Origin of the sequence: Streptomonospora nanhaiensis, assembly GCF_026642255.1 — a bacterium.
GTDB lineage: Bacteria > Actinomycetota > Actinomycetes > Streptosporangiales > Streptosporangiaceae > Nocardiopsis > Nocardiopsis tropica.
Genome location: NZ_CP113264.1, coordinates 1,877,197 through 1,900,637, shown reverse-complemented (window position 1 = coordinate 1,900,637; position 23,441 = coordinate 1,877,197). Strand labels below are relative to the sequence as shown.

The window sequence follows — 23,441 nt, the reverse complement described above, 5'->3', positions numbered from 1 at the left end:
CGCCGACACCCTCCCCCCTCTGTGGGCGCCACCCGCGGATCCACCACCCACACCAGCCACCACAACTAGGAGTTCGTTCCCGTGAGTGAGAACGGCGGCACCTTCGACCTCGTCGTCCTTGGCGGCGGCAGCGGCGGCTACGCGGCAGCGCTCCGCGCCGCCGAGCTGGACATGAGCGTCGTCCTGATCGAGAAGGACAAGCTCGGCGGCACGTGCCTGCACCGCGGCTGCATCCCCACCAAGGCCCTCCTGCACTCCGCCGAGGTCGCCGACTCCGCCAAGGAGAGCGAGGCCTTCGGCGTGAAGGCCAGCTTCGAGGGCATCGACATCGAGGCCGTGCACAAGTACAAGGACAAGGTGATCGGCGGCCTCTTCAAGGGCCTGACCGGCCTCGTCAAGTCCCGCAAGATCACCGTCGTCGAGGGCGAGGGCAAGCTCACCGGCAAGGACGAGGTGACCGTCGGCGACACGGTGTACAAGGGCCGCAACATCGTCCTGGCCACCGGCTCCAAGCCCAAGACCCTGGGCCTGGAGATCGACGGCGAGAAGGTCATGACCAGCGACCAGGCCCTCGACCTGGGCCGGGTCCCCGAGTCCGTCATCGTCCTGGGCGGCGGCGTGATCGGCGTGGAGTTCGCCAGCGTGTGGCGTTCCTACGGCGCCGACGTCACCATCGTCGAGGCCCTGCCGCACCTGGTGCCGGTCGAGGAGGAGTCGAGCTCCAAGCTGCTGGAGCGCGCCTTCCGCAAGCGCAAGATCAAGTACGAGCTCGGCACCCCGTTCGAGTCGGTCAAGACCACCGACTCCGGCGTGACGGTCACCCTCAAGGGCGGCAAGACCCTCGACGCCGAGGTGCTGCTGGTCGCCATCGGCCGCGGCCCCGTCTCGGAGGGCCTGGGCTACGAGGAGCAGGGGATCACCCTGGAGCGCGGCTTCGTCCAGGTCGACGAGAACCTGCACACCGGCGTCGGCGGCGTCTACGCCGTGGGCGACCTCATCCCCACCCTCCAGCTCGCCCACGTCGGCTTCGCCGAGGGCATCTTCGTCGCCGAGCACATCGCCGGGCAGAACCCGCCCGCGATCGACTACGACGGTGTGCCCCGGGTCACGTACTGTGAGCCCGAGGTCGCCTCGGTGGGCCTCACCTCCGCGGTGGCCAAGGAGCGCGGCCACGACATCGTGGAGATGAACTACAACCTGGCGGGCAACGGCAAGAGCCAGATCCTCCAGACCTCCGGCGCGATCAAGGTCATCGCCGAGAAGGACGGGCCGGTGCTGGGCGTCCACATGGTCGGCAGCCGCGTCGGCGAGCTGATCGCCGAGGGTCAGCTCATCTACAACTGGGAGGCGCTGCCCTCCGAGGTGGCCCAGCTCATCCACCCGCACCCGAGCCAGTCCGAGGCGCTGGGCGAGGCGCATCTGGCCCTGGCCGGCAAGCCGCTGCACGTCCACGACTGACCGCACCACCCGGGGGCGGGCCCACACGGCCCGCCCCCGCACACATCCGCGCTGCCCAGTCAAGGGGTTGGGCAGAGACCGCGCCCAGATCCAACGAGGAACCCATGCCGACTTCCGTTTCCATGCCCGCCCTGGGTGAGAGCGTCACCGAGGGGACCGTCACCCAGTGGCTCAAGAACGTGGGCGACACCGTCGAGGTAGACGAGCCGCTCCTTGAGGTCTCCACCGACAAGGTGGACACCGAGATCCCGTCCCCGGTCGCCGGTGTACTCACCAAGATCCTGGTGGACGAGGACGAGACCGTGGAGATCGGCGCCGAGATCGCCGTCATCGGCGGCGAAGGCGAGAGCACCGACGAGGCCGGGTCCGCGCCCGCCGCCGAGACCGCCCGGCCCGAGGCGGAGCCGGAGCCGGAGCCCGAGCCGGAGGCCGCCCCGGAGCCCGAGGCCGCCGCCGAGCCCGAGCCGGCCGCGTCCCCCGCCGCGTCCGCCCCGTCCTCCGACGGACCCACCACGTCGGTGACCATGCCCGCCCTGGGTGAGAGCGTCACCGAGGGGACCGTCACCCAGTGGCTCAAGAACGTGGGCGACACCGTCGAGGTGGACGAGCCGCTCCTCGAGGTCTCCACCGACAAGGTGGACACCGAGATCCCGTCCCCGGTCGCCGGTGTACTCACCAAGATCCTGGTGGACGAGGACGAGACCGTGGAGATCGGCGCCGAGATCGCCGTCATCGGCGGCACCGGGGGCGAGGCGCCCTCCGCCTCCGAGGCGCCCGCGCCCCCTCAGGCCGAGCCCACGCCGGAGCCGAAGGCCGAAGCGAAGCCCGAGCCCGCCCCGGAGCCGAAGGCCGAAGCGAAGCCGGAGCCCGAGCCGGCCCCCGCCGCGCGCGCGGACTCGGCGGACGACGGCCCCTCCGTGGACATCGAGACCCTCAGCGGCACCGGCCGGGCCTCCGGCACCGACGCCGTCACCGAGGCGTACGTGACGCCGCTGGTGCGCAAGCTCGCGTCCGAGCACCGCGTGGACCTGGGCCGGGTGAGCGGCACGGGCGTGGGCGGCCGCATCCGCAAGCAGGACGTGCTCAAGGCGGCGGAGGAGCAGAAGGCCGCCGCCGCGCGCGCCGCCGCCCCCGCGGCGCCCTCCTCGGCTCCCCGCAAGGTCGCCGCCGACACCTCCCTGCGCGGCCGGACCGAGAAGCTGACCCGCCTGCGCCAGTCCATCGCGGACCACATGGTGGAGTCGCTGCACGTCTCCGCGACGGCCACGCAGGTCATCGAGGTGGACGTCACCAAGATCGCCCGCCTGCGCGAGCAGGTCGCCAAGCGGGACGGGGCCGCCCCGGACTTCTTCGCGTTCTTCGGCCTGGCCGCGGTCGAGGCCCTCAGGACCCACCCCAAGCTCAACGCGGTCATCGACGGTGACAAGCAGGAGGTGACCTACCACGACGTCGAGAACCTCGCCGTCTCGGTGGACACCGAGCGCGGTCTGCTCGCCCCGGTCGTGAAGGACGCGGGCAAGCTGAACCTGGACGGGCTCGCCCGCACGATCACCGACCTGAGCGAGCGTGCCCACACCGGCAGGCTCGGCCCGGACGAGCTGGGCGGCGGCACGTTCACCATCGCCGAGACCGGGTGCACCGGCGCCCTCTTCGGCACGCCGATCATCAACCAGCCGCAGGTGGCCATCCTCGGCACCGGCGCGATCGTCAAGCGCCCCGTCGTGGTCGAGGACCCGGCCATGGGCGGCGAGGTGATCGCGGTGCGCTCGATGGTCTACCTGTCGCTGGCCCACGACCACCGCCTGATCGACAGCGCCGACGCCGGACGCTTCCTCCAGACCGTGAGGGAGCGGCTGGAGGAGGGCGACTTCGAGCGCGAGCTCGGCCTCTCCTAGGATCCGCGTGTTCCGGCCGGGCCGGGCGCCGTCTTCGGCGCCCGGCCCGGTTCCGTTTCCAGCGCGCCTGATTTGACCTGAATCGCGGTTCAGGTCCTAACGTTGTCCCGTCACCCGGAAGAGAACGGACGCCGTTCCGCCCGAATCCCCGTGGGGCCGCCGGTCCCCGCGTGCCCAGGGCCGTCAGGCACGAAGACGACGAGGACCACATGGAAAACCTTCGGATCGCGGTCATCCTCGCTGGCAACAGCAGGGGCCGCACCGGCCCCGCCGTCTCGCGGTGGTTCGTGGAGCGCACGGCGAAGCACCCCGACCCCCGCTTGCGGTTCGATTTCCTGGACGTGGACGGCATCGGCCCCGAGGACGGCCACGGCGGCCCGATGGCGCCCCATGCGGCGGAGGTCGTCGACGCCGCCGACGGGTTCGTGGTCGTCACACCGGAGTACAACCACGGCTACCCCGGCGGGCTCAAGAGCGCGATCGACTCCGCGCGCCGGGAGTGGTTCGCCAAGGCCGTGGGGTTCGTCTCCTACGGCGGGATGTCCGGCGGCCTGCGGGCGATCGAGCAGCTGCGCTCGGTCTTCTCGGAGCTGCACACCGCGACCATCCGGGACACCGTCAGCCTGCACAACGCGCAGTCGATGTTCGGCGACGACGGCGAGCCCGCCGTGGACATGTCCGGCGCGGAGGCGGCCGTGGAGCGGATGCTGGGCCAGCTGGCCTGGTGGGCGCAGGCCCTGCGCGAGGCCCGCGAGCGCCGCCCCTACCCCGGCTAGCGGGCCGGCCGGAAGCGCTGCCCGTACGCCGTGAGTGGTCGCGGGACAGGGTGGGACGGGGTGGCCGCCGGGCTCGACGGCCGCCCCCGTCGGTCCCCGGGGCGGGCCGCCCCGGCCGAGGCGCTCGACTAGCTCCCCGTCGCCGCCACCACGTGACCCCGAGGCGCCGAGCCCCGCCACGAGTACGAGATCGCGGACGAGGGGCGGGTCCGCGCCCGCCCCGGCGCGGGGTCAGAGGTCGATGACCACCTTCACCTGGTCGCCGGCGGGCTCCGCGAACACCCGGGGGGCCAGGTCGAGCGGGAGCCGGCGGGTGATGAGCCCCCGCAGCCAGTCCCGGTCGGCCGCGGCCAGGTGCCGCGCCGCCAGCTCGTAGTGGCGGCGGTTCGCGTTGACCGAGCCGAAGAGCACGTCGTTGTCCAGGACCAGCCTCCGGCTCAGGCGGCCGGGGCTCACCTCGACGCGGGCGCGGCCGGCGCTGAGGCCGACGTAGCAGACGATCCCGTCGGCGGCGTTGTGGACCGCCGTGTCGAGGACGAGGGCTTCCGCGCCGGTGGTCTCGATGATCACGTCGAGCGCGAACTCCTGGGCGATCTCCGCGACGCCCCCCGTGTGGTAGGTCGCCCCCAGCGCGGCGACCAGGTCCGGCTTGGGGCCGCTCCCGACCCTGTCGAGGACGTGCACGTCGAGGCCGCGCCGGACCCCGATCAGGGCCGCCAGGAGTCCGATGGGCCCGGCGCCGGTGACGAGCGCGGTGCGCGGCTCGAACCAGGCCCGCCGTCCGATGCTCTCCACGTGCTCCCACGCCTTCGCCACGATCGTGGTCGGCTCCATCAGGACGCCGACCTCCTCCAGCGCCGGGTCGAGCCGGACCGCGTAGTCGGCCGGGACGGTCCACTGCTCCGAGCCGTAGCCGTGGATCTCCTTGATGCCGCGCTCCGTGAACCCGCCGTTGCGGCACATGTCGAACTCCCCGTGCGCGCACGGCCCGCAGGGGACGGGGTCGGGCCTGCGGACGATGCCGACCACCAGGTCGCCCGGGGCGAATCCGGACCCGGGCGGCGCCTCGCGCACCCGGCCGAGGGACTCGTGCCCCAGGACGAGGCGGTCGTGGCCGGGCGGGGCGGTGCCGTACTCGCCGTCGACGATCTCCTTGTCGGTCCCGCAGATTCCCAGCGCCACGCCGTCGACGAGGAGTTCCCCCTCCTCCGGCACCGGCGGGTCGACCTCGTCCACCGTCACCGACCCGGCCGTCATCGGCGTCACCATCAGAGCCCGCATGAGTCCCCCGCTGTCGTCGTGCGTACGGCGCGGCACGCGCCCGCCCTCGGGTACTGCCCCCGCCCCGCGGCCGGAAAGCCGGGTTGGGGGACTCATGTCCGCGTTATTGCCACGGTGGAGGCTTCGCCCGGGAGGTCAGCGGCGCCGCCGGCGCCACGAGTACCAGCGGTGCCGGTACCTGTCCACGGGCGGACGCCACGGCAGCCACGGCAGCCACGGGACCCCCGGGGGATGCGGGACCTCCAGGTCGGCCTCGTCCTCCCGCAACGCCTCCTCGGCCTCCTCGAACCTGATCCCGGCGAACACCATGATGTCGGTGGCGACCATCTCGACCGCCAGGTGTGTGGCGGTGGTCACGGGGTCGCCGCCCGTGTCCTGCGCGTCGAACCTCCGGGCGGACCGGAGGGCCCCCTCCACCGCCTCCTGGCGCGCCCGGCGGCTGCTGAGGTCGTCGGCGAGCGTGTACAGCACCGAGGCCATGCGGCTGACGACGGGCGCGAGCTCGTGGCGCTCGTCCTCGCTCATGGCCGCGGTGGTCCTCGCGAGGAACAGGCAGCTCTCCCCGAGCAGGATGAGGCGGTCGATCACCTCGTCCTCGGCGAGGACCGGCGCCGGGTCGCCCCACCGGATGGTGGAGAGGCGGACCGTGTGGCGGCTGTTCTCCCTGGCGCGGCTGAGCTCCGCCATCGGCCTGCTCAGGTCTCCCAGCCACGTGACCATCTCCTGGCTGGAGGATTCGTCGTCCCGCCGCAGCGCGCGGCCGGAGACGTCGAGCATGTGGGCCATCTCGGTCAGCGCGTCCGCCTCGATCCGGCGCAGGATGGCGACCAGCCTGGCGGGGAACAGCAGCTGGCTGAACACGAGCGCCACCCCGGCCCCGATGAGCGCGTCGGTGAGCCGGCCCAGCCCCGCGTGCCCTCCCCCGAAGTTCACGGCGAAGACCACGGTGAGGATCGCGCTGGCCGCCGCCTGGCCGATCACGATCCGCTGGACGCCGATCGCCAGGGCGGCCGTCATCGCCAGGCCGACGCCCAGTGCGAGCGCGCCGTAGCCGCCGCCCCCGGTGAGGGCGATCGCGACCTCGCCGGAGATGATGCCGAACACCACGCCCGTGAGCAGCCGGACCGCGTTGGCGCCCCGCTCCCCGCCCGAGGTGTTGAGCGCGATGACCGCCGCGATCGGCGCGAAGAAGGGGTCGTGGTCCTGGACGAGGCCGCCGGCCACGGTCCACGCCACCACCGCGGCCACGACGGCCTGGACCACCGACCAGAAGTGGACGGTCACGCGTTCCCGGGCGTCCTCGGCCGCGACCGCCAGCCGGCGCCGACCGGCGCGCAGCGGCGAGGGAGTCCTCCTCACGGCCGCCTCAGGGGCCGGGGGCCGGCGGGGTCGTGGGATCCGGGACCGGTCCGCCGCGGGGGCGGGTCCCGGCGGCACGGACGTGGAGCATGGCGACGCCTTCCTGTCCTGGACGCCCTGGGCGCGAACGGGCACTGCGTCCATGCTCCGCCGCGAGGGCCCGCGACGGGAGCGGACACACCGCAGGGGGGCGGGCATGGCCCAGTCCTTACCCTCGGCGTGCCGTGCGGGCTCCGGGGCCGCGCGGAGGAATCCTGCGCGAGGAGGGCGGGAAAGGCGGACGGGGCGGCGCCTGTGGCGCCGCCCCGTCTTTCTACCCCACCAATCACCATCCCCTGATGATCCCCATCATCAAAGGTCTGTGGACGGGCGCCACGACAGCCAGCCCGACAGCGTGTCGCCCACAGTGACTCCGCAATGACGCGGAGTTCCCTGCTCCACCTTCAAAGTAGAAGAGCGGAGGGTCTCCCCGCAGCGTTTTCGCAGAAAAAGCCCGAGAAAACTTCTGGGAGGCCCCGCGGGGCCTTCCGCCCCCTCTTCCGCGGGAGGTCCGGGATCCTCCGGGTAGACCCTGGGCATGAGAGTGGCTATCACTGGGGCCTCCGGGCTCATCGGCGGGGCGCTGGCCGCGTCCCTGCTCGACGACGGACACACGGTGGTGCGCCTGGTCCGGCGCCTTCCGCGTGGCGGCACCCCTCCGAACGTGGAGGAGGCGGAGTGGCGCCCCGAGCAGGGGCGCGTCGACACCGTGGCCCTGCACGAGGCCGACGCCGTCGTGCACCTGGCCGGGGCCCCGGTCGGACCCACCGTGTGGACCAGGCACCGGCGCACGGTCATCCGGCGCAGCCGGGTCCGCGGCACCCGCACCCTGGCCCGGGCGCTGGCGGGGATGCCCTCCCCTCCCCCGCGGCTGCTGACGGCGTCGGGGATGCACTACTACGGGGACACCGGGGGCGGGGTGGCCACCGAGGAGAGCCCTCCGGGCGCGGGTTTCCTGGCCCGGACGTGCCAGGCCTGGGAGGAGGCGGCGGCCCCGGCCCTCGAGGCGGGCCTGTCCGTGGCGTACATGCGCACGGCGGTGGTGCTCGACCGCTCGGGGGGCCTGCTGCGCACGCTGCTGCCGCTCTACCGGGCCGGCCTGGGCGGACGCCTGGGGTCGGGGGCGCAGTACATGAGCTGGATCGCGCTGCGCGACCAGGTGGGGGCGATCCGGTTCCTGCTGGAGCACCCGGAGGTGACGGGGCCGGTGAACATGTGCTCGCCGGAGCCGGTGAGCAACGCCGCGTTCACCCAGGCCCTGGGGGAGGTCCTGCGGCGCCCCACGGTCATCCCGGTCCCCGCGACGGCGCTGCGCGCGACCCTGGGCGACTTCGCGGAGGAGACCTCCCTGATCGACCTGAGGGCCGCGCCCGAACGCCTGGAGCGGGCCGGCTATTCCTTCCTGCTGCCCACCATCGACAGTGCGCTATCCGACATCCTGGCCCGACCGGCGCACCGCGCCGGGGCGTAAGGTGGTTGTGTGAGTGATCTCGTTTACGCATGGCTGGGCGACGCTCCCGTCCCGTACCACCAGGGCTGGGATCTCCAGAAGCGGCTCCACGAGGGCCGCGTCGCCGATGAGGTGGCCGACACCGTCCTGTTCCTGGAACACGAGCCCGTGTACACCGCGGGAAAGCGCACCGGGAGGTGGGATCGTCCCATCACTGATCCCGGCGCCCCCGTCGTGGACATCGACCGGGGTGGCAAGATCACCTGGCACGGCCCCGGCCAGCTGACGGTGTACCCCATCGTGCGCATGCCGGACCCCGTGGACGTGATCGCCTACGTGCGCATGCTGGAGGAGGCCGTCATCCGCTCCGTCGCGGAGTACGGCCTGACCGGCAGGCGGGTGGAGGGGCGGACCGGGGTGTGGCTCGACGCCGACCCCGGGCGCGGCCTGATCGAGCGCAAGGTCGCCGCCATCGGGTGCCGGATCGCCCGCGGGGTCGGTATGCACGGACTCGCACTGAACTGCAACAATGACATGTCGTGGTTCGACCGGATCGTCCCGTGCGGAATCACCGACGCCGGGGTGACCTCGCTCTCCGCCGAACTCGGGCGCGAGGTGACCGTGGCCGACGTGAGGCCCCGGATGGAACGGCACCTGGCGGACGTCCTCGGCGCGGAGGGGTACAGCCACGCCGACGGCGCCGAGCTGCTCGGCGCCACCGCCCGTGGATGACACACCACACCATGAGCCAGTCCCCACCGGGACGCAGCCGCCCCCACGAAGGGCGAGAGGGTCCCGTCACGGGGCACAGAAGGGAACGGGTTCACGTTGACCATCGCTCCTGAGGGCCGCAGGTTGCTGCGCGTGGAGGCGCGCAACAGCGAGACCCCCATCGAGAAGAAGCCGCCGTGGATCAAGATCAAGGCGCACATGGGGCCCGAATACACCGAGCTCCAGTCCCTGGTCAAGAGCGAGGGCCTGCACACGGTGTGCCAGGAGGCCGGGTGCCCCAACATCTACGAGTGCTGGGAGGACCGGGAGGCGACGTTCCTCATCGGCGGCGACCAGTGCACGCGGCGCTGCGACTTCTGCCAGATCGCCACGGGCAAGCCCAGCGCCCTGGACCGGATGGAGCCGACCAAGGTCGCCAACTCCGTGAAGAAGATGGAGCTGCGCTACGCCACCATCACCGGTGTGGCCCGTGACGACCTCGAGGACGGCGGCGCCTGGCTGTACGCCGAGACGGTCCGCAAGATCCACGAGCTCAACCCGGACACCGGCGTCGAGCTGCTCATCCCCGACTTCAACGCCGACCCCGACCAGCTGGCCGAGGTCTTCGGCTCGCGGCCCGAGGTGCTGGCGCACAACGTCGAGACGGTGCCCCGGATCTTCAAGCGCATCCGTCCGGGCTTCCGCTACGAGCGCTCCCTCCGGGTCATCACCGAGGCGCGCGCGGACGACCTCGTCACCAAGTCGAACCTGATCCTGGGCATGGGCGAGACCCGTGAGGAGATCAGCGAGGCGATGCGCGACCTGCACGAGGCCGGCTGCGACCTGCTCACCATCACCCAGTACCTGCGCCCCTCCAAGCTGCACCACCCGATCGACCGGTGGGTGAAGCCCGAGGAGTTCGTGGAACTGGGCCAGGAGGCCGAGGAGATCGGCTTCGCCGGCGTCATGTCGGGGCCGCTGGTGCGCTCGTCCTACCGCGCAGGCCGCCTCTACAAGCAGGCCCGCGAGAAGCGCGACGCCGAGAACGCCGCCCTGGCGGGCGGCGTCTGATGGGCGTTTCGCCCGAGTCGTGACCAAGCTGGAACGGTGGCCCACGGGCCACCGTTCCTCATGTAGGGGCACCTCCACATATCCTGGTGGCGAGAGGCGCCCAGCTGGCCGGCGCCGTGAGGCGCAGCACCCAGGTCGACCGCGAAGAGGAGGCAAGGCAGCCCAGGGACCCCGTCCCCGCCGACACCGCGTCGGCGCGCTGCCTGAGAGCACGATGGCGAAAAAGCCCAAGGGTTCAGAGACCACGACCCCCGCCAAGGGCGGGGCCGAGAAGCAGCCCGGTCGGCTCAAGCAGATCGGCATGGTCGCCAAGGTCGTCCACCAGCAGAGTCCCCGCAGCATCCCGCTGGCGGTCGGTGTCGCGGTGGTCGTCCTCGCGGTCTTCGTCGGCATCGGCATCTGGACCGGCTCCTGGATCCTGTGGCCGCTGACGGGCCTGCCGGTCGCCTTCCTGACCGGTTTCATCATCTTCACGCGCTCCGCGCAGCGCGTCCAGTACAAGATGCTGGACGGGCGCCTGGGCGCGGGTATGGCGATCCTGGACAACATGCGCGGCAACTGGGTGGTCGAGCCGGGCGTGGCCGCCAACAAGCAGATGGACGTCGTCCACCGCGTGGTGGGACGGCCGGGCGTGATCCTGGTCGGCGAGGGCGACCCGGGCCGGCTCAAGCCGCTGATCGCCGGGGAGAAGAAGCGGGTCGCGCGGGTCGCGCACGACACGCCCATCTACGACTTCAAGGTCGGCAACGGCGAGGGCCTGGTGCCGATCTCCAAGCTCCAGCGCACGCTGGTCAGGCTCCCGCGCAACCTGGACAAGTCCGGGGCCGCCGAGCTGAACTACCGCCTCAAGGCCCTGCCCGCCAAGATGCAGATGCCCAAGGGCCCGATGCCCAAGGGCGCGAAGATGCCCCGGGGCATGCGGGGCCAGATGGGCGGGTAGCGACCCGGCCGGCCTCTCACGGACACGGGACGGGGGCCGTCGCACCGACAGGTGCGGCGGCCCCCGTTCGCGTGCGCGGCCGTGCCGCTTCCCGCCCGCCCCGGCGCGGCCCGCAGGCCCCCTCCCGGCAGGCGAGCCCCCGGCCCAGTGCGGCACGGGTGGGGAAGCGGATCGCCCCCGCCCGGTCGTTCTCGGGCACGGACGGGTCGACGCCGGTGCCACCGACTCGTTCGGCGGGCCCGGTGAGGGTCGTACCGCGTCGGGCCGAAAGCTCGTCCAGGCGCACGCGGACGCCGTCGTCCTTTTCGGGGGCGTCGGACCGGTCCCCCGACGTCCCGGCGCCTCCCGGCGCCCTTGCGGAGGACCTCCGCCGACGCGGCCGTGAGGAAGCCGGTGAAGAGGTGGACGAGGCAGACGCCGCCCTCACCGATCGGGTCCGACCCGACGTCGAACCCGTCCGGGCCCGGGGCGGCGGTCCGGAGGGGCCCGTCGCGCACCGCCTCGGACGGGGCTCGCCCCCGGCGACGCGAACGGCCCTCCCGGACCGGCCCGGAACACGACGAGGCCCCGTCGGCACCGGACAGGCGCCGACGGGGCCCCTCGACGCGGCAGCGCCGCCGTTCCGGGGCCTACTCGCAGGAGACCGTGTCGTCGGCGGCCGAGGTGCCCTCCAGCTCAGCGAGGGCGCCGCTGCCGCCCCCGCCGTCGCCCCCGAAGGTGATGGGGCCCCAGTCGTCGGCGCCCATCACCAGCTCCAGCTCCGTCCCGAGGTCGGGGACCTCCTCGATCTGGGCGGCGGAGAGCACCGAGGCGAGCTCCTCGGCGTGCGCGGCCTGGCCGGGGCCGTGGTAGACCGTGGTGGCGGTCGGCTGCCGCGCCCCGGGGTTGCCCGTCCCGGTGACGACGAAGCCGCCCTCCAGGAGGCGCTGCTCGACCTGGCTCCCCAGCCCGTCGACGCCCGTGCCGTTGAGGACCCGGACGGAGACGTCCCCCGGCTCGACGGGGGCCTCCTCCTCCGCCTCCTCCTCCGGGGCGGTCTCCTCCTCTTCCTCCTCCAGCACCTCGCCGGAGGCCACCGAGGCGAAGAGCTCGTCGGCGGCGGGCTGCTGGAACGCGACCTTGTTCGGGTCGCTGGGGGCGTCGACGACCGGGACCGTCACCATGTTCATCCGCCCGAGGTCCACCTGGCGCATGGCGATGGCCAGTTCGGCCATCTTGTCGGTGGTCAGGCCGTCGTCGGTCACCATGCTGTCGGTGACCGAGCCGATGAAGTCGTAGAGGGTGGTCGGGCTGCTCAGGATGTCGCCGCCGGTGACCTCGCGCAGGATCGCGCCGATCATCCGCTGCTGGTTCTCGATCCTGTTCAGGTCGCTGCCCTGCTCGGTGCTGTCCCGGGACCGCGCCAGGCCGAGGGCCTGCTCGCCGTTCAGGGTCTGCATCCCGGCGTCCAGCCGCAGGTGGGCCTTGGGGTCGTCGATCGGTTCGGGGACGCACATCTCGATGCCGCCGACGGAGTCGACGATGTTCTGGAACCCGGCGAAGTCGACCATCACCATGTGGTCGAGGTGGATGCCGGTGAGCGTCTCCACGGTGTTGCCCTGGCAGTCCATGCCGCCGTAGGTCATGGCGTGGTTGAGCTGGTCCACCGTCCCGGCGGTCACCCCCGGCGCCTCGCCGTTGGGCGCGCAGTCGGGCATCTCGATGATGAGGTCGCGCGGCATGTTGACCATGGTCACCCCGCCCCGGTCCACGTCGATGCTCACCACGACCAGCACGTCGGGCCGGATGCCGTTCAGCTCGTTGTAGGAGGCGTCCTCCCCCGCGCGCTCGTCGGTGCCGAGCAGGAGGATGTTGTGGATGCCGTCCACCTGGCTGGGGCGGTCCCCCCAGGCGTCGGTGTTGATCTCCTCGGTGGCGATGCTGAGGGCGTCCCGGTACCCCGCGTAGGCGGTCAGGCTCGTCGCTATGAGCACTCCGGTCACCCCGCACGCGACCCACTGACCGAGACTCATCCTCGCGGCGAGGGCCGAAGACACGTTTCTGGGAGCCAAGAGGGCACCTGCGATCCGGTATGGGACAAGGGCGGGTCCGCTCGGAGGAGAGCACCGCGCGGAGGGCGCGGGGCGACGCGGACGTAACGGCCGGATGGTACCGGAAGGGTACGCACCGTGTCAGATCGTATCCGGCTCGGAGGTCCGGATCAGCAGGCGCTCTCCGTCTCCTCCGCGGTGATGCCGCCGAGGTCGTCGGTGACCGAGACCTCCGGCGCGGAGGAGGCCCCGTCGGCGAACCCGGCCCAGTCGGGGGCCAGGACCAGCTCAAGGGTCTGGGAGAGGCCCTCGGCCTCCTCGGTGACCGCGGACTCCATGGACCCGGCCAGCATCTCGGCCGCGGCCTCCTCGCCGGGGGCGTGGTACACCGTCGTGGCCTCGGGGAACCGGGCGACCGGGTTGCCCGTGCCGGTGACCGTGTAGCCCTCTCCGGCGAGGACCGCCTGCACCTCCAGGGCAAGGCCGTCGACGCCCGCGTTGTTGAGGATCTCCACGGAGACGTCCTCGGGGGCCGGGCCCTGCTCGGCCTCCCCCTCCGACTCCCCCTCGGACTCACCGCCGCCGTCCTCCCCGCCGCCCGCCAGGTCGGCGCCGGCGTTGATCGCCTCGAACAGGGCGGGGGCCTCGTCGCTCATGACCAGGCGGTTGGGGTCGGCGGGGTGCTGGCCGTTGGGGACCGTCACGAACTGGATGCGCTGGAGGTCGACCTCGCGCATGGAGATGGCGAGGTCGGTCATGGTGTCGACGGTGAGCTCGTCGTCGGTGGTGACCGAGTCGGTGACGGCGCCGAGGAAGTTGGTGATGGTGACCGGGCTGGTCATGACCTCGCTGCTGAGCACCTGGCGCAGCATCGCGCCCATGAACTCCTGCTGGCGGTCGATGCGGGACAGGTCGCCGCCGTCGCCCTGCGCGTAGCGGGAGCGCACGAACCCGAGAGAGTCCTCGCCGTCCAGGGTCTGGAGCCCGGCGTCCAGGACCAGGTGGGCCTTGGGGTCGTCCACGGGCTCGGGGATGCACATCTCCACGCCGCCGATGGCGTCGACCATGTCCTTGAACCCGGTGAAGTCCATCATGACGAAGTGGTCGAGGTGCACGTCGGTCGCGTTCTCGACGGCCTGCCACTGGCAGCCGATACCGCCGAAGGTCATCGCGGAGTTGATCATGCCGCTGTGCGGCGACATCCCCTCGTACCCCTCGACCGCCTCGCACGCGGGCAGGTCGACGACCAGGTCGCGGGGCAGGTTCACGAGGGTGGCCGCCCCGTTGTCGACGTTGATGCTGGCGATGAGCATCGTGTCGGGCCGCTCGCCCTCCGCCTCGCCGTAGTCGGCGTTCTCCCCCGAGCGGACGTCGGAGCCGATGATGAGCAGGTTCATCACGCCCTCGACGCTGGTGGGGCGGTCCCACGTCGTGTCCACCTGCGTGGTGGTGATGTTGCCGACGATGCCCTGGTACCAGCCGTAGCCTCCCAGGCTGACGACGACGGCGAGGGCGGTGGCGGCGCAGGCGACCCACTGTCCTGCGGACATCCGCACGGCACCGAGCGCGCCCGAGGGGCGGGGAGTGGAGCGTCTTCCAGCCATGCGAACCTTCGGAGGGTGCGATGAGACGTGGGGGGAGGTGCGGGGGCAGGACACCGTGAGGGTCGCGACCGTCCCCGGGGAAAGCGATGAACGGATGCTAACAGCAGCGGAAGCCCTGTCCGTACAGCCGTTCCGGCTGTCCGGTGGGACCGGTTCCTCTCAGTGAGGACTCAGTAACGCGTCGCCACCGTACCCGCGGCGCGGTCGTGCAGCCCGCGGGTGTCCCGGTCGTAGATCACGGCCGGGATGACCAGGCACAGCAGGACCGTGCGCACGGTCATCGACACGAACCACGGCCAGGAGCGCTCACCGGTGGCGGTGATGCCGACGCCGACGAGTCGGCGCCCGACGGTGGTGCCGAAGAGGGTGAGGAGGAGGATGCTCACCACGGCGAAGACCACCAGGGCGGTGTTGCTGAGCATCGGGACGACCTCCTCCTGGGAGGCGGCGCCCGCTCCGACGACGCCCAGGCGGTAGAGGCCCCAGGCGATCATGAGGGCCAGGCACCAGTCCAGGGCGAGGCCGACGAGGCGCCTGATGACGCCGGGGACGGAACCGGACCCCTCCTCCGGCAGGCCGAGGCGGTTCCCCCGGTACTGGAAGTCGTCCTCGTGGATGGCCCCGGCGGCGCCGCCCCGGCTCTCGTCGCTCATGGCATCCACGGTATCCACCCGGTGGAGGGACCGGTCCGCGGGACGGCGGGACGGGGCGTGAGCAGGGCGACGGACACGCGTGGCCCGGACCACAACCACCCGTTCCGTGTGTCCCGATTTCGCACCCCGAGCGGTGGAATCACCGGGTCAGGCTGGTTGGTCTGCGAAAACGCCTGGCTCCGTAACATGCAGGAAACAATAGAGACATGGCACGGAAATCACGCGCTCCTAGCTTCGTTGACGAAGCCGGGAGACGGCGCGTGATCCGACGTGTCCGCGATGGAGCGGGCTCCGGTCCCATCGTCTCAGACACCTGCACGGAGGTTCGTTTTGTTCAGCAGCGTCGACGAGGTGCTCGCCTACATCCGGGACGAGGACGTCAAGTTCCTCGATGTCCGATTCACGGACCTGTTCGGGGGCGTCAACCACGTCACCCTCCCGACCTCGAACGTCGACGCCTCGACGTTCACCGACGGCCAGATGTTCGACGGGTCCTCGATCCGCGGCTTCCAGGCCATCCACGAGTCCGACATGCTGCTGCTGCCCGACCTGAGCACCGGCGTCCTGGACCCGTTCCGCAAGCACAAGACGCTGAACATGACGTTCTTCGTCCACGACCCGCTGACGCTGGAGTCCTACAGCCGGGACCCGCGCAACGTCGCCCGCAAGGCCGAGGCCTACCTCAAGGGCTCCGGGGTCGCGGACACCGCCTTCTTCGGCCCCGAGGCCGAGTTCTACATCTTCGACGACGTCAAGTTCGAGACGCGCTCCAACACCGGCTACTACGAGATCGACTCCATCGAGGGCGCCTGGAACACGGGCTCCGCGATCGAGGGCGGCAACCGCGGCTACCGTCCCCGGTACAAGGGCGGCTACTTCCCGGTCGAGCCGGTCGACCACTACAGCGACCTGCGCTCCGACATGGTGCAGACGCTGATCGACGCGGGCATCGACGTCGAGCTCCAGCACCACGAGGTCGGCACCGCCGGCCAGGCCGAGATCGGCATCAGGTTCGGCACGCTGCTCCAGCAGGCCGACAAGGTGCAGCTGTACAAGTACATCGTCAAGAACGTCGCCAACGAGGCGGGCAAGACGGCCACGTTCATGCCCAAGCCGCTGTTCGGCGACAACGGCTCCGGCATGCACTGCCACCAGAGCCTGTGGAAGGACGGCGAGCCGCTCTTCTTCGACGAGTCGGGCTACGGCCAGCTCTCCGACACCGCGCGCTACTACATCGGCGGCCTGCTCAAGCACGCCGACGCCCTGCTCGCCTTCACCAACCCGACGGTGAACTCCTACCACCGCCTGGTGCCCGGCTACGAGGCCCCCATCAACCTCGTCTACAGCCAGCGCAACCGCTCCGCCTGCATCCGCCTGCCGCTCACGGGCTCCAACCCGAAGGCCAAGCGCATCGAGTTCCGCGTGCCGGACCCGTCGGCCAACCCGTACCTGGCCTTCTCCGCCATGCTGATGGCCGGGATCGACGGCATCAAGAACAAGATCGAGCCGCCGGAGCCGGTCGACAAGGACCTCTACGAGCTGCCCCCGGCGGAGGCCTCGGCCATCAAGACCGTCCCGGCCTCGCTCGACGACGCCCTGCTGGCGCTGGAGGCCGACCACGAGTTCCTGCTCGAGGGCGGCGTGTTCACCAAGGACCTCATCGAGACCTACGTGGACTTCAAGCGCACCGAGGAGATCGACTCCCTGCGCCTGCGCCCGCACCCGCGCGAGTTCGAGCTCTACTACGACATCTAGGCGGTGACGCCCCGGCGTGCGCCTTCCGCAGGAGCGATCCACGGAAGGCGCACGCCGGACGCGTTCCCGGCCGACGCGGGGCCGGGGTCCCGGGGGCCGCCGACGGCGTCGCGCACGCCGTCGGCGGCCCCTCCCGCTCCCTCCGCGAGGGCGTCGGCGCCGCGTACGGCGGGCCCGCGGTTCTCCCCCGGAGGCGGCGGGCCCCTGGCGTCCGGTGGGTTGCGGGTACGAACCGGGATACTTCCACCACCAGGGGCCCCGGCCGGATACACCGTGCGCAGGGGACCGAAACGAGGCGTGTTACCGACAGATGACGCCCTGTCCCGGCAGCCCCCGCCGCCACGGTTCCGGGGCCCCGGCCCCGCGGCGCACGGACGCGCGCCGTGGACACGCCCCCCCGGAGCCGAGCGCCCGACGCCCTCCTCCCCGGGGCCGGCATCCGCCCGGATGCCGGCCCCGACCCGGTTCCGGGGCCTCCCCGCGCCCGCAGGGGCGGCGCGGCGGCCCCGGACCGAACGACCGCAAGCAGAGCCGTACGGTGTGCCCGCGGGCCGTCCGGCTACGGTTGACGCGTGGCAAGGGACGGAAACAACACCATGACAGCAGGCGCGCTCGCCAGGCGTGGCTTCAGCGACAGCACCCGGGCCCTGCGGCTGATGACGGAGGCGGGCCTGGACGCCCGGGCCGACACCGCCGTCATCGACGCCCTCGCGGCCGCCCCCGACCCCGACCAGGCCCTGCTGGGGCTGATCCGGGTCCTGGAGTCCGACCCGGACCCGGCCGAGGTCCTGGACGTGCTGCGCGAGGAGTCCGACCTCCGGGCGCGGCTGAGCAAGGTCCTGGGCACCAGCCCCGCGCTGACCGACCACCTGGTGCGCCACCCGGGCGACTGGCGGGAGCTGCGGGGCGCGGACGCCGCCCGCTCCCCCGAGCCGGACGAACTGCGCCGGGGCCTGCTGCACACCGTGGGGGCCGACCCCCACAGCGCGGCGCCGGCCGCCGACCCGGCCGTGGTCGGGGACGGGACGTCCGAGACCCTCCGGCACACCCTGCGGGTGGCGTACCGCAGGCGCCTGCTGCGGCTGGCCGGACGCGACCTGACGGGTCTGTGCACGGTCGACGAGGCCGCCGCGGAGCTGGCCGACCTGGCCGCGTCCATGCTGGACGCCTCCCTGGCCGTGGCCCGGGCCGAGCAGCCCGAGGACGCCGCGCTGTGCCGTCTGGCGGTGATCGGCATGGGCAAGTGCGGCGGCCGCGAGCTGAACTACGTCAGCGACGTGGACGTCGTGTTCGTGGCCGAACCCGCCGGGTCCGCGGACCCCGGGGCGCCGGTGGACGAGCAGGCCGCCATGCGCGCGGCCACGCGCCTGGCCACGGCGATGATGCGCATCCCGTCCGAGACCGACGCCGAGGGCGCCCTCTGGGAGGTGGACCCCGCCCTGCGGCCGGAGGGCAGGAACGGGCCGCTGGTGCGCTCGGTCTCGGGGCACCTGTCGTACTACGAGCGCTGGGCCAAGACGTGGGAGTTCCAGGCGCTGCTCAAGGCCCGGCCGATCGCCGGTGACGCCGGGCTGGGCCGGGCGTACACGGAGGCGATCCTGCCCCTGGTCTGGGAGGCGACCGGCCGCCAGGACTTCGTGGAGGACGTGCAGGCGATGCGCCGCCGCGTGGTGGCGCACATCCCCGCCGGCGAGGCCGAGCGGGAGCTGAAGCTGGGCCCGGGCGGGCTCCGCGACATCGAGTTCTCCGTCCAGCTGCTCCAGTTGGTGCACGGCCGCACCGACGACCGGCTGCGCTCGGGCAACACCCTGGAGGCCCTGGAGGCCCTGTCGGAGTCCGGGTACGTGGGGCGGCGCGACGCGGCCGGGCTGTCGGAGGCCTACCGCTTCCTGCGGCGGCTGGAGCACCTGCTGCAGCTGGAGCGGCTGCGGCGCACGCACCTCATGCCGGACCCCGGGAGCCAGGACGGCCCCGAGCACCTGCGCCGCCTAGGGCGGGCGCTGGGGTTCACCGCGAACCCGGTCAGGGAGCTGACCGAGGCGCGCCGCCGGGTGACGTCGGAGGTGCGGCGCCTGCACGAGAAGCTGTTCTACCGCCCCCTCCTCAACGCGGTGGCCCAGCTGCCGGGCGAGGAGGCGCGGCTGTCGCCGGAGCACGCCAAGATCCGCCTGGAGGCGCTGGGGTTCGCCGACCCCGGCGGGGCCCTGCGCCACCTGGAGTCGCTGACGTCGGGGGTGTCCAGGCGGGCGTCGATCCAGCGGACGCTGCTCCCGGTGATGCTGGGCTGGTTCTCCGACTCCCCCGACCCCGACGCGGGCCTGTTCGGTTTCCGCCAGGTGAGCGACGCGCTGGGCACCACCCCGTGGTACCTGCGGCTGCTGCGCGACGACGTGCGGGTGGCCGAGCGCATGGCGTGGCTGCTGGGGACGAGCCGCTACGTGACGGAGCTGCTGCTGCGGGCCCCGGACGCGGTGGCGATGTTGGCCGACGACCAGGACCTGGTGCGGCGCGGCCCGAAGGTGCTCGAGGCCGAGGCCGAGGCGGCGCAGCGCCGGTACGACACGGCCGAGGAGTCGGTGGCGGCGGTGCGGGCGCTGCGCCGCCGCGAGCTGCTGCGCACGGCCGCCGCCGACCTGTTGGAGGTGTCGTCGGTCCGGGAGGTGGGCTCGGCGCTGACCGACATCGCCGCGGTGACGATCGAGGCCGCGCTGCGGCTGGCGCAGAACCGGGTCGTCGCGGCGTCCGGGGACGAGCCGCTGACCCGGGTGTGCGTGGTGGCGATGGGCCGGTTCGGCGGCGGCGAGCTGACCTACGCCAGCGACGCGGACGTGATGTACGTGCACGACCCCCTGCCGGGCGTCGACACGGGGGCAGCGACGAAGCAGGCGCTGGCGATCGTGCGCGAGCTGGCGCGGCTGCTGGAGATGCCCGCCGCCGAACCGCCCCTGAAGGTGGACACGGACCTGCGGCCGGAGGGCCGGAGCGGGCCCGTGGTGCGCACGCTGGAGTCGTACGCGGCGTACTACGGCCGCTGGTCCCAGGTGTGGGAGAGCCAGGCGCTGCTGCGGGCCAGGCCGATCGCCGGGGACCCCGAGCTGCGCAGGGCGTTCACGGAGCTGATCGACCCGGTCCGCTACCCCGAGGGCGGTGTCGACCCGTCGGCGGTGCTGGAGATCCGCAAGCTCAAGGCGCGGATGGAGGCCGAGCGCCTGCCGCGGGGGGCGGACCCCACCCTGCACACGAAGCTGGGCCGGGGCGGGCTGTCGGACGTGGAGTGGGTGGCGCAGCTGACGCAGCTGCGCCACGCCCACGAGTACCCGGGCCTGCGGACGACGGGGACCCTGGAGGCCCTGGACACGGCCGTGGCCCACGGGCTCCTCGCGGCGGACGACGGCGCGGTGCTGGAGCAGGCGTGGAGGCTGGCCTCGCGCGTGCGGGGCATGGTGATGCTGGTGCGGGGCCGGGGCGGTGACTCGCTGCCCTCCGACCTGCGGGTGCGCGCCGCGGTCGCGGGCGCGATGGGGTGCCGCAGCGCCGAGGACGAGGAGGGGGTGTGGGAGGGGCCGGCCGAGCAGTTGACGGAGGCCTACCTGCGCGCCACCCGGCGGGCGCGCGCGGTGATGGAGCGCGTCTTCTACGACGACTAGCGGACCGGCCGCGGCGGAGCCCGCCGGGCGTGCGGCCGCTCCTGCGCGGGCGCGTCACACCGGGTGCGCGGGGAGGGTGACCGTGACGACGAGCCCTCCCCCCTCGCGGGGGGCGGTGTCCAGGGTGCCGCCGTGGACGTCGACGACCCGGGCGACGAGGGCGAGTCCCAGGCCGTAGCCTCCCCCCGCCCCGGGGCCGCGCCCGTCCCGCCGTCGGGTGCGCCCCTCGCCCCGCAGGAACGGCTCGCGCAGCCGCGCCGCGGTCCCGGTCGTGTACCCGGGTCCGGTGTTCTCGATCCGGAGCGTGGCGAGTCCCCGGCGGGGGTCGTGGCCGGTGGCGGCCAGGGCGGTCCCGGGCGCGGTGTTGTGGCGGACGGCGTTCTGGACGAGGTTCGCGGCCAACTGCGCGAGGAGTGCCCCGTCGCCGAGCACCGGTGCGGCCTCCAGGCGCAGGTCCCAGGTCACGCCGCACCGCCGCGCCTCGTCACCGGCCTCGCGGACGGCCGCGCGGACCGTCCCGGCGAGGTCGAGCGGTGCGGCCGCGGCGGTGACGGCGTTGGCGTCGGCCAGCCGCAGCAGCGCCTCGGTGAGGCCCACCGCCCTGGCGTTGGTGATGCTGAGCCGTTCGACCAGGGCGGGGTAGTCCTGCCCGTCCGGGTTCTGCCGCGCCACGTCGAGGAGCGTCCCCGTGACGGCCAGGGGCGTCCGCAGTTCGTGGGAGGCGTTGGCGGCGAAGCGCTCCTGCGTGGCGAACGCGTCGTCGAGCCGGTCGAGCATGTGGTCGAAGGCGTCGGCGAGCCGCCGGAACTCGTCGTTGATCCCCGTGAGGCGGATCCGGTGGTCGAGGCGCCCCTCGGCGGCGAGCCGGACGGCCTCGTCGATGCGCTGGAGGGGGCGCAGCACCCACCCGGCCAGGAACCACCCCCCGGTGATCCCGATCAGGGCCAGGGCCGCGAGGAGCGCGCCGGACAGGTGGACGAGGACGGTGAGGATCTTCGACCTCGACGCGATGGGCAGGTGGGCCTCGGACGGGTTGGCGGCGGTCAGGGGGTAGTTCGGGACGTACCGCAGGACCACGTAGACGCCCGCCAGGAGGACGGCTCCGGCTGCGACGAGGAAGGCCGCGTAGCTCAGGGCCAGGCGGAACCGCGCGCTGACCAGGGGCTTCGTCGGCCGCGGGCGGGCGGCGCTCACGCCTTGCCGCCGGGGGCGCCGAGGCGGTAGCCGGCCCCCGGGACGGTGACGACGGGGTCCGGTTCGCCGAGGGCCCGGCGCAGGGTCGAGACCGTGACCCTGGGGGCGCTCGTGAACGGGTCGGCGTTCTCGTCCCACACCTTCTCCAGCAGGGTCTCCGCGCTCACCACCCCTCCGTCCGCGCGCATGAGGAGCTCCAGGACGGCGAACTGCTTGCGCGCGAGCCGCAGGTAGCGGCCGTTCCGGTAGGCCTCCCTCCGGTAGGGGTCCAGGCGCAGGTCCCCGAACTCCAGCACGGGCGGGACCGCGGTCCGCGGGCGCCGGGCGAGCGCCCGCAGGCGCACGACCAGCTCCTCCAGCGCGAAGGGCTTGGTGAGGTAGTCGTCGGCGCCGAGCGCGAACCCGTCCACCTTGTCCCTGAGCCGTGTCGCGGCCGTCAGCATGAGCACCCTCGTGCCGGGGTGGTCCCTGACCACGGTCGCGCACACGTCGTCCCCGTGCGTGCCCGGGATGTCGCGGTCGAGGACCACGACGTCGTAGTCGTTGACGGCCACGCGCTCCAGGGCCCCGTCCCCGTCGGACACCGTGTCGGCGGCGATCGCCTCGTGGCGCAGGCCCGCCTGGAGCGCCTCGGCCATGAAGGCCTCGTCCTCGACGATCAGCACGCGCATGCGGTCCCCTCCTCCTCGGCGGTCCGCGCCCGCGGACGGACGCCCGAGTCTAGGCGGCGGCGTGTTGCGAAAACGTAGGCGGATCACCCGACGTCCCCGCAACATCCCCCCTGCTGGTCTGGTGCGGAGCGCCGGGCGGGCCCGTCCGGCGGAGAGGGGAGGGATCCCGTGGTCCGAGTTCCGCCGGGGCCGCACGCCACCGGCCGCCCGGCCGCCGTCGCGGTCACGTCAGCCCTGTTCGCCGTGGCCCTGGCGGCCCTGTGGGGCCTGTCCCCCGGGCCGGCGGGGGACGGGGGGCCGCCGCTGACGGCGACGGCGCCCGTCACCGGGTTCACGCCGCTGGACGAGGACGACGGCTACCTGGCCGAGGGGGAGGGCGTGTCACCGTTCGCGGAGGGCCTGCCCCTGCTGGAGCGGATGGACCCGGAACTGCTGGAGGCCGTGCGCGCCGCCGCTGCCGAGGCCCGGGAGGACGGGGTGGACGTGGTCGTCACCAGCGGATGGCGCAGCGAGCGCTACCAGCGGTTCCTGCTGGACGCGGCGGTCACGGTCTACGGGAGCGAGGAGGAGGCCGCGCGGTGGGTCGCCTCCGCGGAGTCCTCCTCCCACGTGAGCGGTGACGCGGTCGACATCGGACGGACGGACGCCGCCGACTGGATGGGCCGGTTCGGAGACGCCCACGGGCTCTGCCGGACCTACGCCAACGAGATGTGGCACTTCGAGCTCGCGACCGGGCCCGGGGGCGCCTGTCCGGCCCCGCGGGCGGACGCCTCGGCCGGTTGACCGCCCGGGCCCTTCCGGGGTGCGCCCCCGTGCCGGCGGGGGCGGCACGGGGGCGCGGCCGGCAGGCGCGGGACCGCGCCTGCCGGGTGTCGCCGGGCGGGTCCCGCGGGACGCCGCCCGGCGG

17 protein-coding genes are annotated in these 23,441 nt (G+C 73.0%); 10 read left to right on the top strand and 7 right to left on the bottom strand.

Features of this window, described 5'->3' with window-relative positions:
• Positions 1–81: 81 nt before the first annotated feature.
• The 3 genes from lpdA to OUQ99_RS08360 all read left to right on the top strand — a co-directional run bounded on the left by lpdA (position 82) and on the right by OUQ99_RS08360 (position 4,129).
• Positions 82–1,458: a dihydrolipoyl dehydrogenase gene (gene lpdA / locus OUQ99_RS08370; protein ID WP_267948857.1), complete on the top strand. Its 1,377-nt coding sequence runs from the start codon at positions 82–84 to the stop codon at positions 1,456–1,458.
• Between the two features lie 104 nt (positions 1,459–1,562).
• Positions 1,563–3,353, top strand: a complete 1,791-nt coding sequence (gene sucB, locus OUQ99_RS08365) for a 2-oxoglutarate dehydrogenase, E2 component, dihydrolipoamide succinyltransferase (RefSeq protein WP_267948856.1) — start codon at positions 1,563–1,565, stop codon at positions 3,351–3,353.
• Between the two features lie 209 nt (positions 3,354–3,562).
• Positions 3,563–4,129, top strand: a complete 567-nt coding sequence (locus tag OUQ99_RS08360) for an NADPH-dependent FMN reductase (RefSeq protein ID WP_267948855.1) — start codon at positions 3,563–3,565, stop codon at positions 4,127–4,129.
• A 231-nt stretch (positions 4,130–4,360) separates the two neighbouring features.
• On the opposite strand, the gene OUQ99_RS08355 is transcribed toward OUQ99_RS08360, so the two are convergent.
• Both OUQ99_RS08355 and OUQ99_RS08350 read right to left on the bottom strand, forming a co-directional pair.
• Positions 4,361–5,410: a glucose 1-dehydrogenase gene (locus OUQ99_RS08355; RefSeq protein ID WP_267950300.1), complete on the bottom strand. Its 1,050-nt coding sequence runs from the start codon at positions 5,408–5,410 to the stop codon at positions 4,361–4,363.
• Positions 5,411–5,545: 135 nt separating this feature from the next.
• Entirely contained in the window at positions 5,546–6,769 is a 1,224-nt protein-coding gene (locus OUQ99_RS08350; RefSeq protein ID WP_431061489.1) for an FUSC family protein, read from the bottom strand.
• Positions 6,770–7,346: 577 nt separating this feature from the next.
• On the opposite strand from OUQ99_RS08350, the gene OUQ99_RS08345 reads away from it, so the two are divergent.
• The 4 genes from OUQ99_RS08345 to OUQ99_RS08330 all read left to right on the top strand — a co-directional run bounded on the left by OUQ99_RS08345 (position 7,347) and on the right by OUQ99_RS08330 (position 10,980).
• Positions 7,347–8,279, top strand: a complete 933-nt coding sequence (locus OUQ99_RS08345) for a TIGR01777 family oxidoreductase (RefSeq protein WP_267948854.1) — start codon at positions 7,347–7,349, stop codon at positions 8,277–8,279.
• 9 nt (positions 8,280–8,288) lie between these two features.
• Positions 8,289–8,990, top strand: a complete 702-nt coding sequence (lipB, locus tag OUQ99_RS08340; RefSeq protein ID WP_267948853.1) for a lipoyl(octanoyl) transferase LipB — start codon at positions 8,289–8,291, stop codon at positions 8,988–8,990.
• A gap of 96 nt (positions 8,991–9,086) precedes the next feature.
• On the top strand, positions 9,087–10,040 hold the full coding sequence (gene lipA / locus OUQ99_RS08335; protein WP_267948852.1) for a lipoyl synthase: 954 nt from the start codon (positions 9,087–9,089) through the stop codon (positions 10,038–10,040).
• Between the two features lie 214 nt (positions 10,041–10,254).
• Entirely contained in the window at positions 10,255–10,980 is a 726-nt protein-coding gene (locus tag OUQ99_RS08330) for a DUF4191 domain-containing protein (RefSeq protein WP_267948851.1), read from the top strand.
• Between the two features lie 629 nt (positions 10,981–11,609).
• Here OUQ99_RS08330 and OUQ99_RS08325 read toward each other — a convergent pair.
• From OUQ99_RS08325 to OUQ99_RS08315, 3 genes are all read right to left on the bottom strand, one after another.
• Complete coding sequence (locus OUQ99_RS08325) at positions 11,610–12,992, bottom strand: LCP family protein (protein ID WP_267948850.1); 1,383 nt, start codon at positions 12,990–12,992, stop codon at positions 11,610–11,612.
• A 188-nt stretch (positions 12,993–13,180) separates the two neighbouring features.
• A complete protein-coding gene (locus OUQ99_RS08320; RefSeq protein WP_267948849.1) occupies positions 13,181–14,614 on the bottom strand; it encodes an LCP family protein in 1,434 nt (477 codons plus the stop codon).
• A gap of 170 nt (positions 14,615–14,784) precedes the next feature.
• The gene (locus OUQ99_RS08315; protein WP_267948848.1) at positions 14,785–15,267 is read right to left on the bottom strand and encodes an RDD family protein; all 483 of its coding nucleotides are present in this window, start codon (positions 15,265–15,267) and stop codon (positions 14,785–14,787) included.
• A 330-nt stretch (positions 15,268–15,597) separates the two neighbouring features.
• On the opposite strand from OUQ99_RS08315, the gene glnA reads away from it, so the two are divergent.
• Both glnA and OUQ99_RS08305 read left to right on the top strand, forming a co-directional pair.
• The gene (gene glnA / locus OUQ99_RS08310; protein ID WP_267948847.1) at positions 15,598–17,022 is read left to right on the top strand and encodes a type I glutamate--ammonia ligase; all 1,425 of its coding nucleotides are present in this window, start codon (positions 15,598–15,600) and stop codon (positions 17,020–17,022) included.
• 596 nt (positions 17,023–17,618) lie between these two features.
• Positions 17,619–20,669 (top strand): bifunctional [glutamine synthetase] adenylyltransferase/[glutamine synthetase]-adenylyl-L-tyrosine phosphorylase, encoded by a 3,051-nt coding sequence (locus OUQ99_RS08305; RefSeq protein ID WP_267950298.1) that lies wholly within the window; start codon positions 17,619–17,621, stop codon positions 20,667–20,669.
• 54 nt (positions 20,670–20,723) lie between these two features.
• Here the strand turns inward: OUQ99_RS08305 and OUQ99_RS08300 are convergent, their stop codons facing one another.
• Positions 20,724–21,863: a sensor histidine kinase gene (locus OUQ99_RS08300; RefSeq protein WP_267948846.1), complete on the bottom strand. Its 1,140-nt coding sequence runs from the start codon at positions 21,861–21,863 to the stop codon at positions 20,724–20,726.
• On the bottom strand, positions 21,860–22,534 hold the full coding sequence (locus OUQ99_RS08295; protein ID WP_267948845.1) for a response regulator transcription factor: 675 nt from the start codon (positions 22,532–22,534) through the stop codon (positions 21,860–21,862). The genes OUQ99_RS08300 and OUQ99_RS08295 overlap by 4 nt, the downstream gene beginning before the upstream one ends.
• A gap of 168 nt (positions 22,535–22,702) precedes the next feature.
• On the opposite strand from OUQ99_RS08295, the gene OUQ99_RS08290 reads away from it, so the two are divergent.
• Positions 22,703–23,317, top strand: coding sequence for a M15 family metallopeptidase (locus tag OUQ99_RS08290; RefSeq protein ID WP_267948844.1), 615 nt, complete (start codon positions 22,703–22,705; stop codon positions 23,315–23,317).
• The last annotated feature ends 124 nt before the right edge of the window (positions 23,318–23,441 follow it).

Coding starts and splice junctions, on each gene's coding strand:
- OUQ99_RS08345 (WP_267948854.1), top strand. CDS start 7,347: ATGAGAGTGGCTATCACTGGGGCCTCCGGGCTCATCGGCGGGGCGCTG.
- OUQ99_RS08305 (WP_267950298.1), top strand. CDS start 17,619: ATGACAGCAGGCGCGCTCGCCAGGCGTGGCTTCAGCGACAGCACCCGG.
- OUQ99_RS08315 (WP_267948848.1), bottom strand. CDS start 15,267: ATGAGCGACGAGAGCCGGGGCGGCGCCGCCGGGGCCATCCACGAGGAC.
- OUQ99_RS08325 (WP_267948850.1), bottom strand. CDS start 12,992: ATGAGTCTCGGTCAGTGGGTCGCGTGCGGGGTGACCGGAGTGCTCATA.
- OUQ99_RS08295 (WP_267948845.1), bottom strand. CDS start 22,534: ATGCGCGTGCTGATCGTCGAGGACGAGGCCTTCATGGCCGAGGCGCTC.
- OUQ99_RS08360 (WP_267948855.1), top strand. CDS start 3,563: ATGGAAAACCTTCGGATCGCGGTCATCCTCGCTGGCAACAGCAGGGGC.
- sucB (WP_267948856.1), top strand. CDS start 1,563: ATGCCGACTTCCGTTTCCATGCCCGCCCTGGGTGAGAGCGTCACCGAG.
- OUQ99_RS08330 (WP_267948851.1), top strand. CDS start 10,255: ATGGCGAAAAAGCCCAAGGGTTCAGAGACCACGACCCCCGCCAAGGGC.
- OUQ99_RS08320 (WP_267948849.1), bottom strand. CDS start 14,614: ATGGCTGGAAGACGCTCCACTCCCCGCCCCTCGGGCGCGCTCGGTGCC.
- OUQ99_RS08355 (WP_267950300.1), bottom strand. CDS start 5,410: ATGCGGGCTCTGATGGTGACGCCGATGACGGCCGGGTCGGTGACGGTG.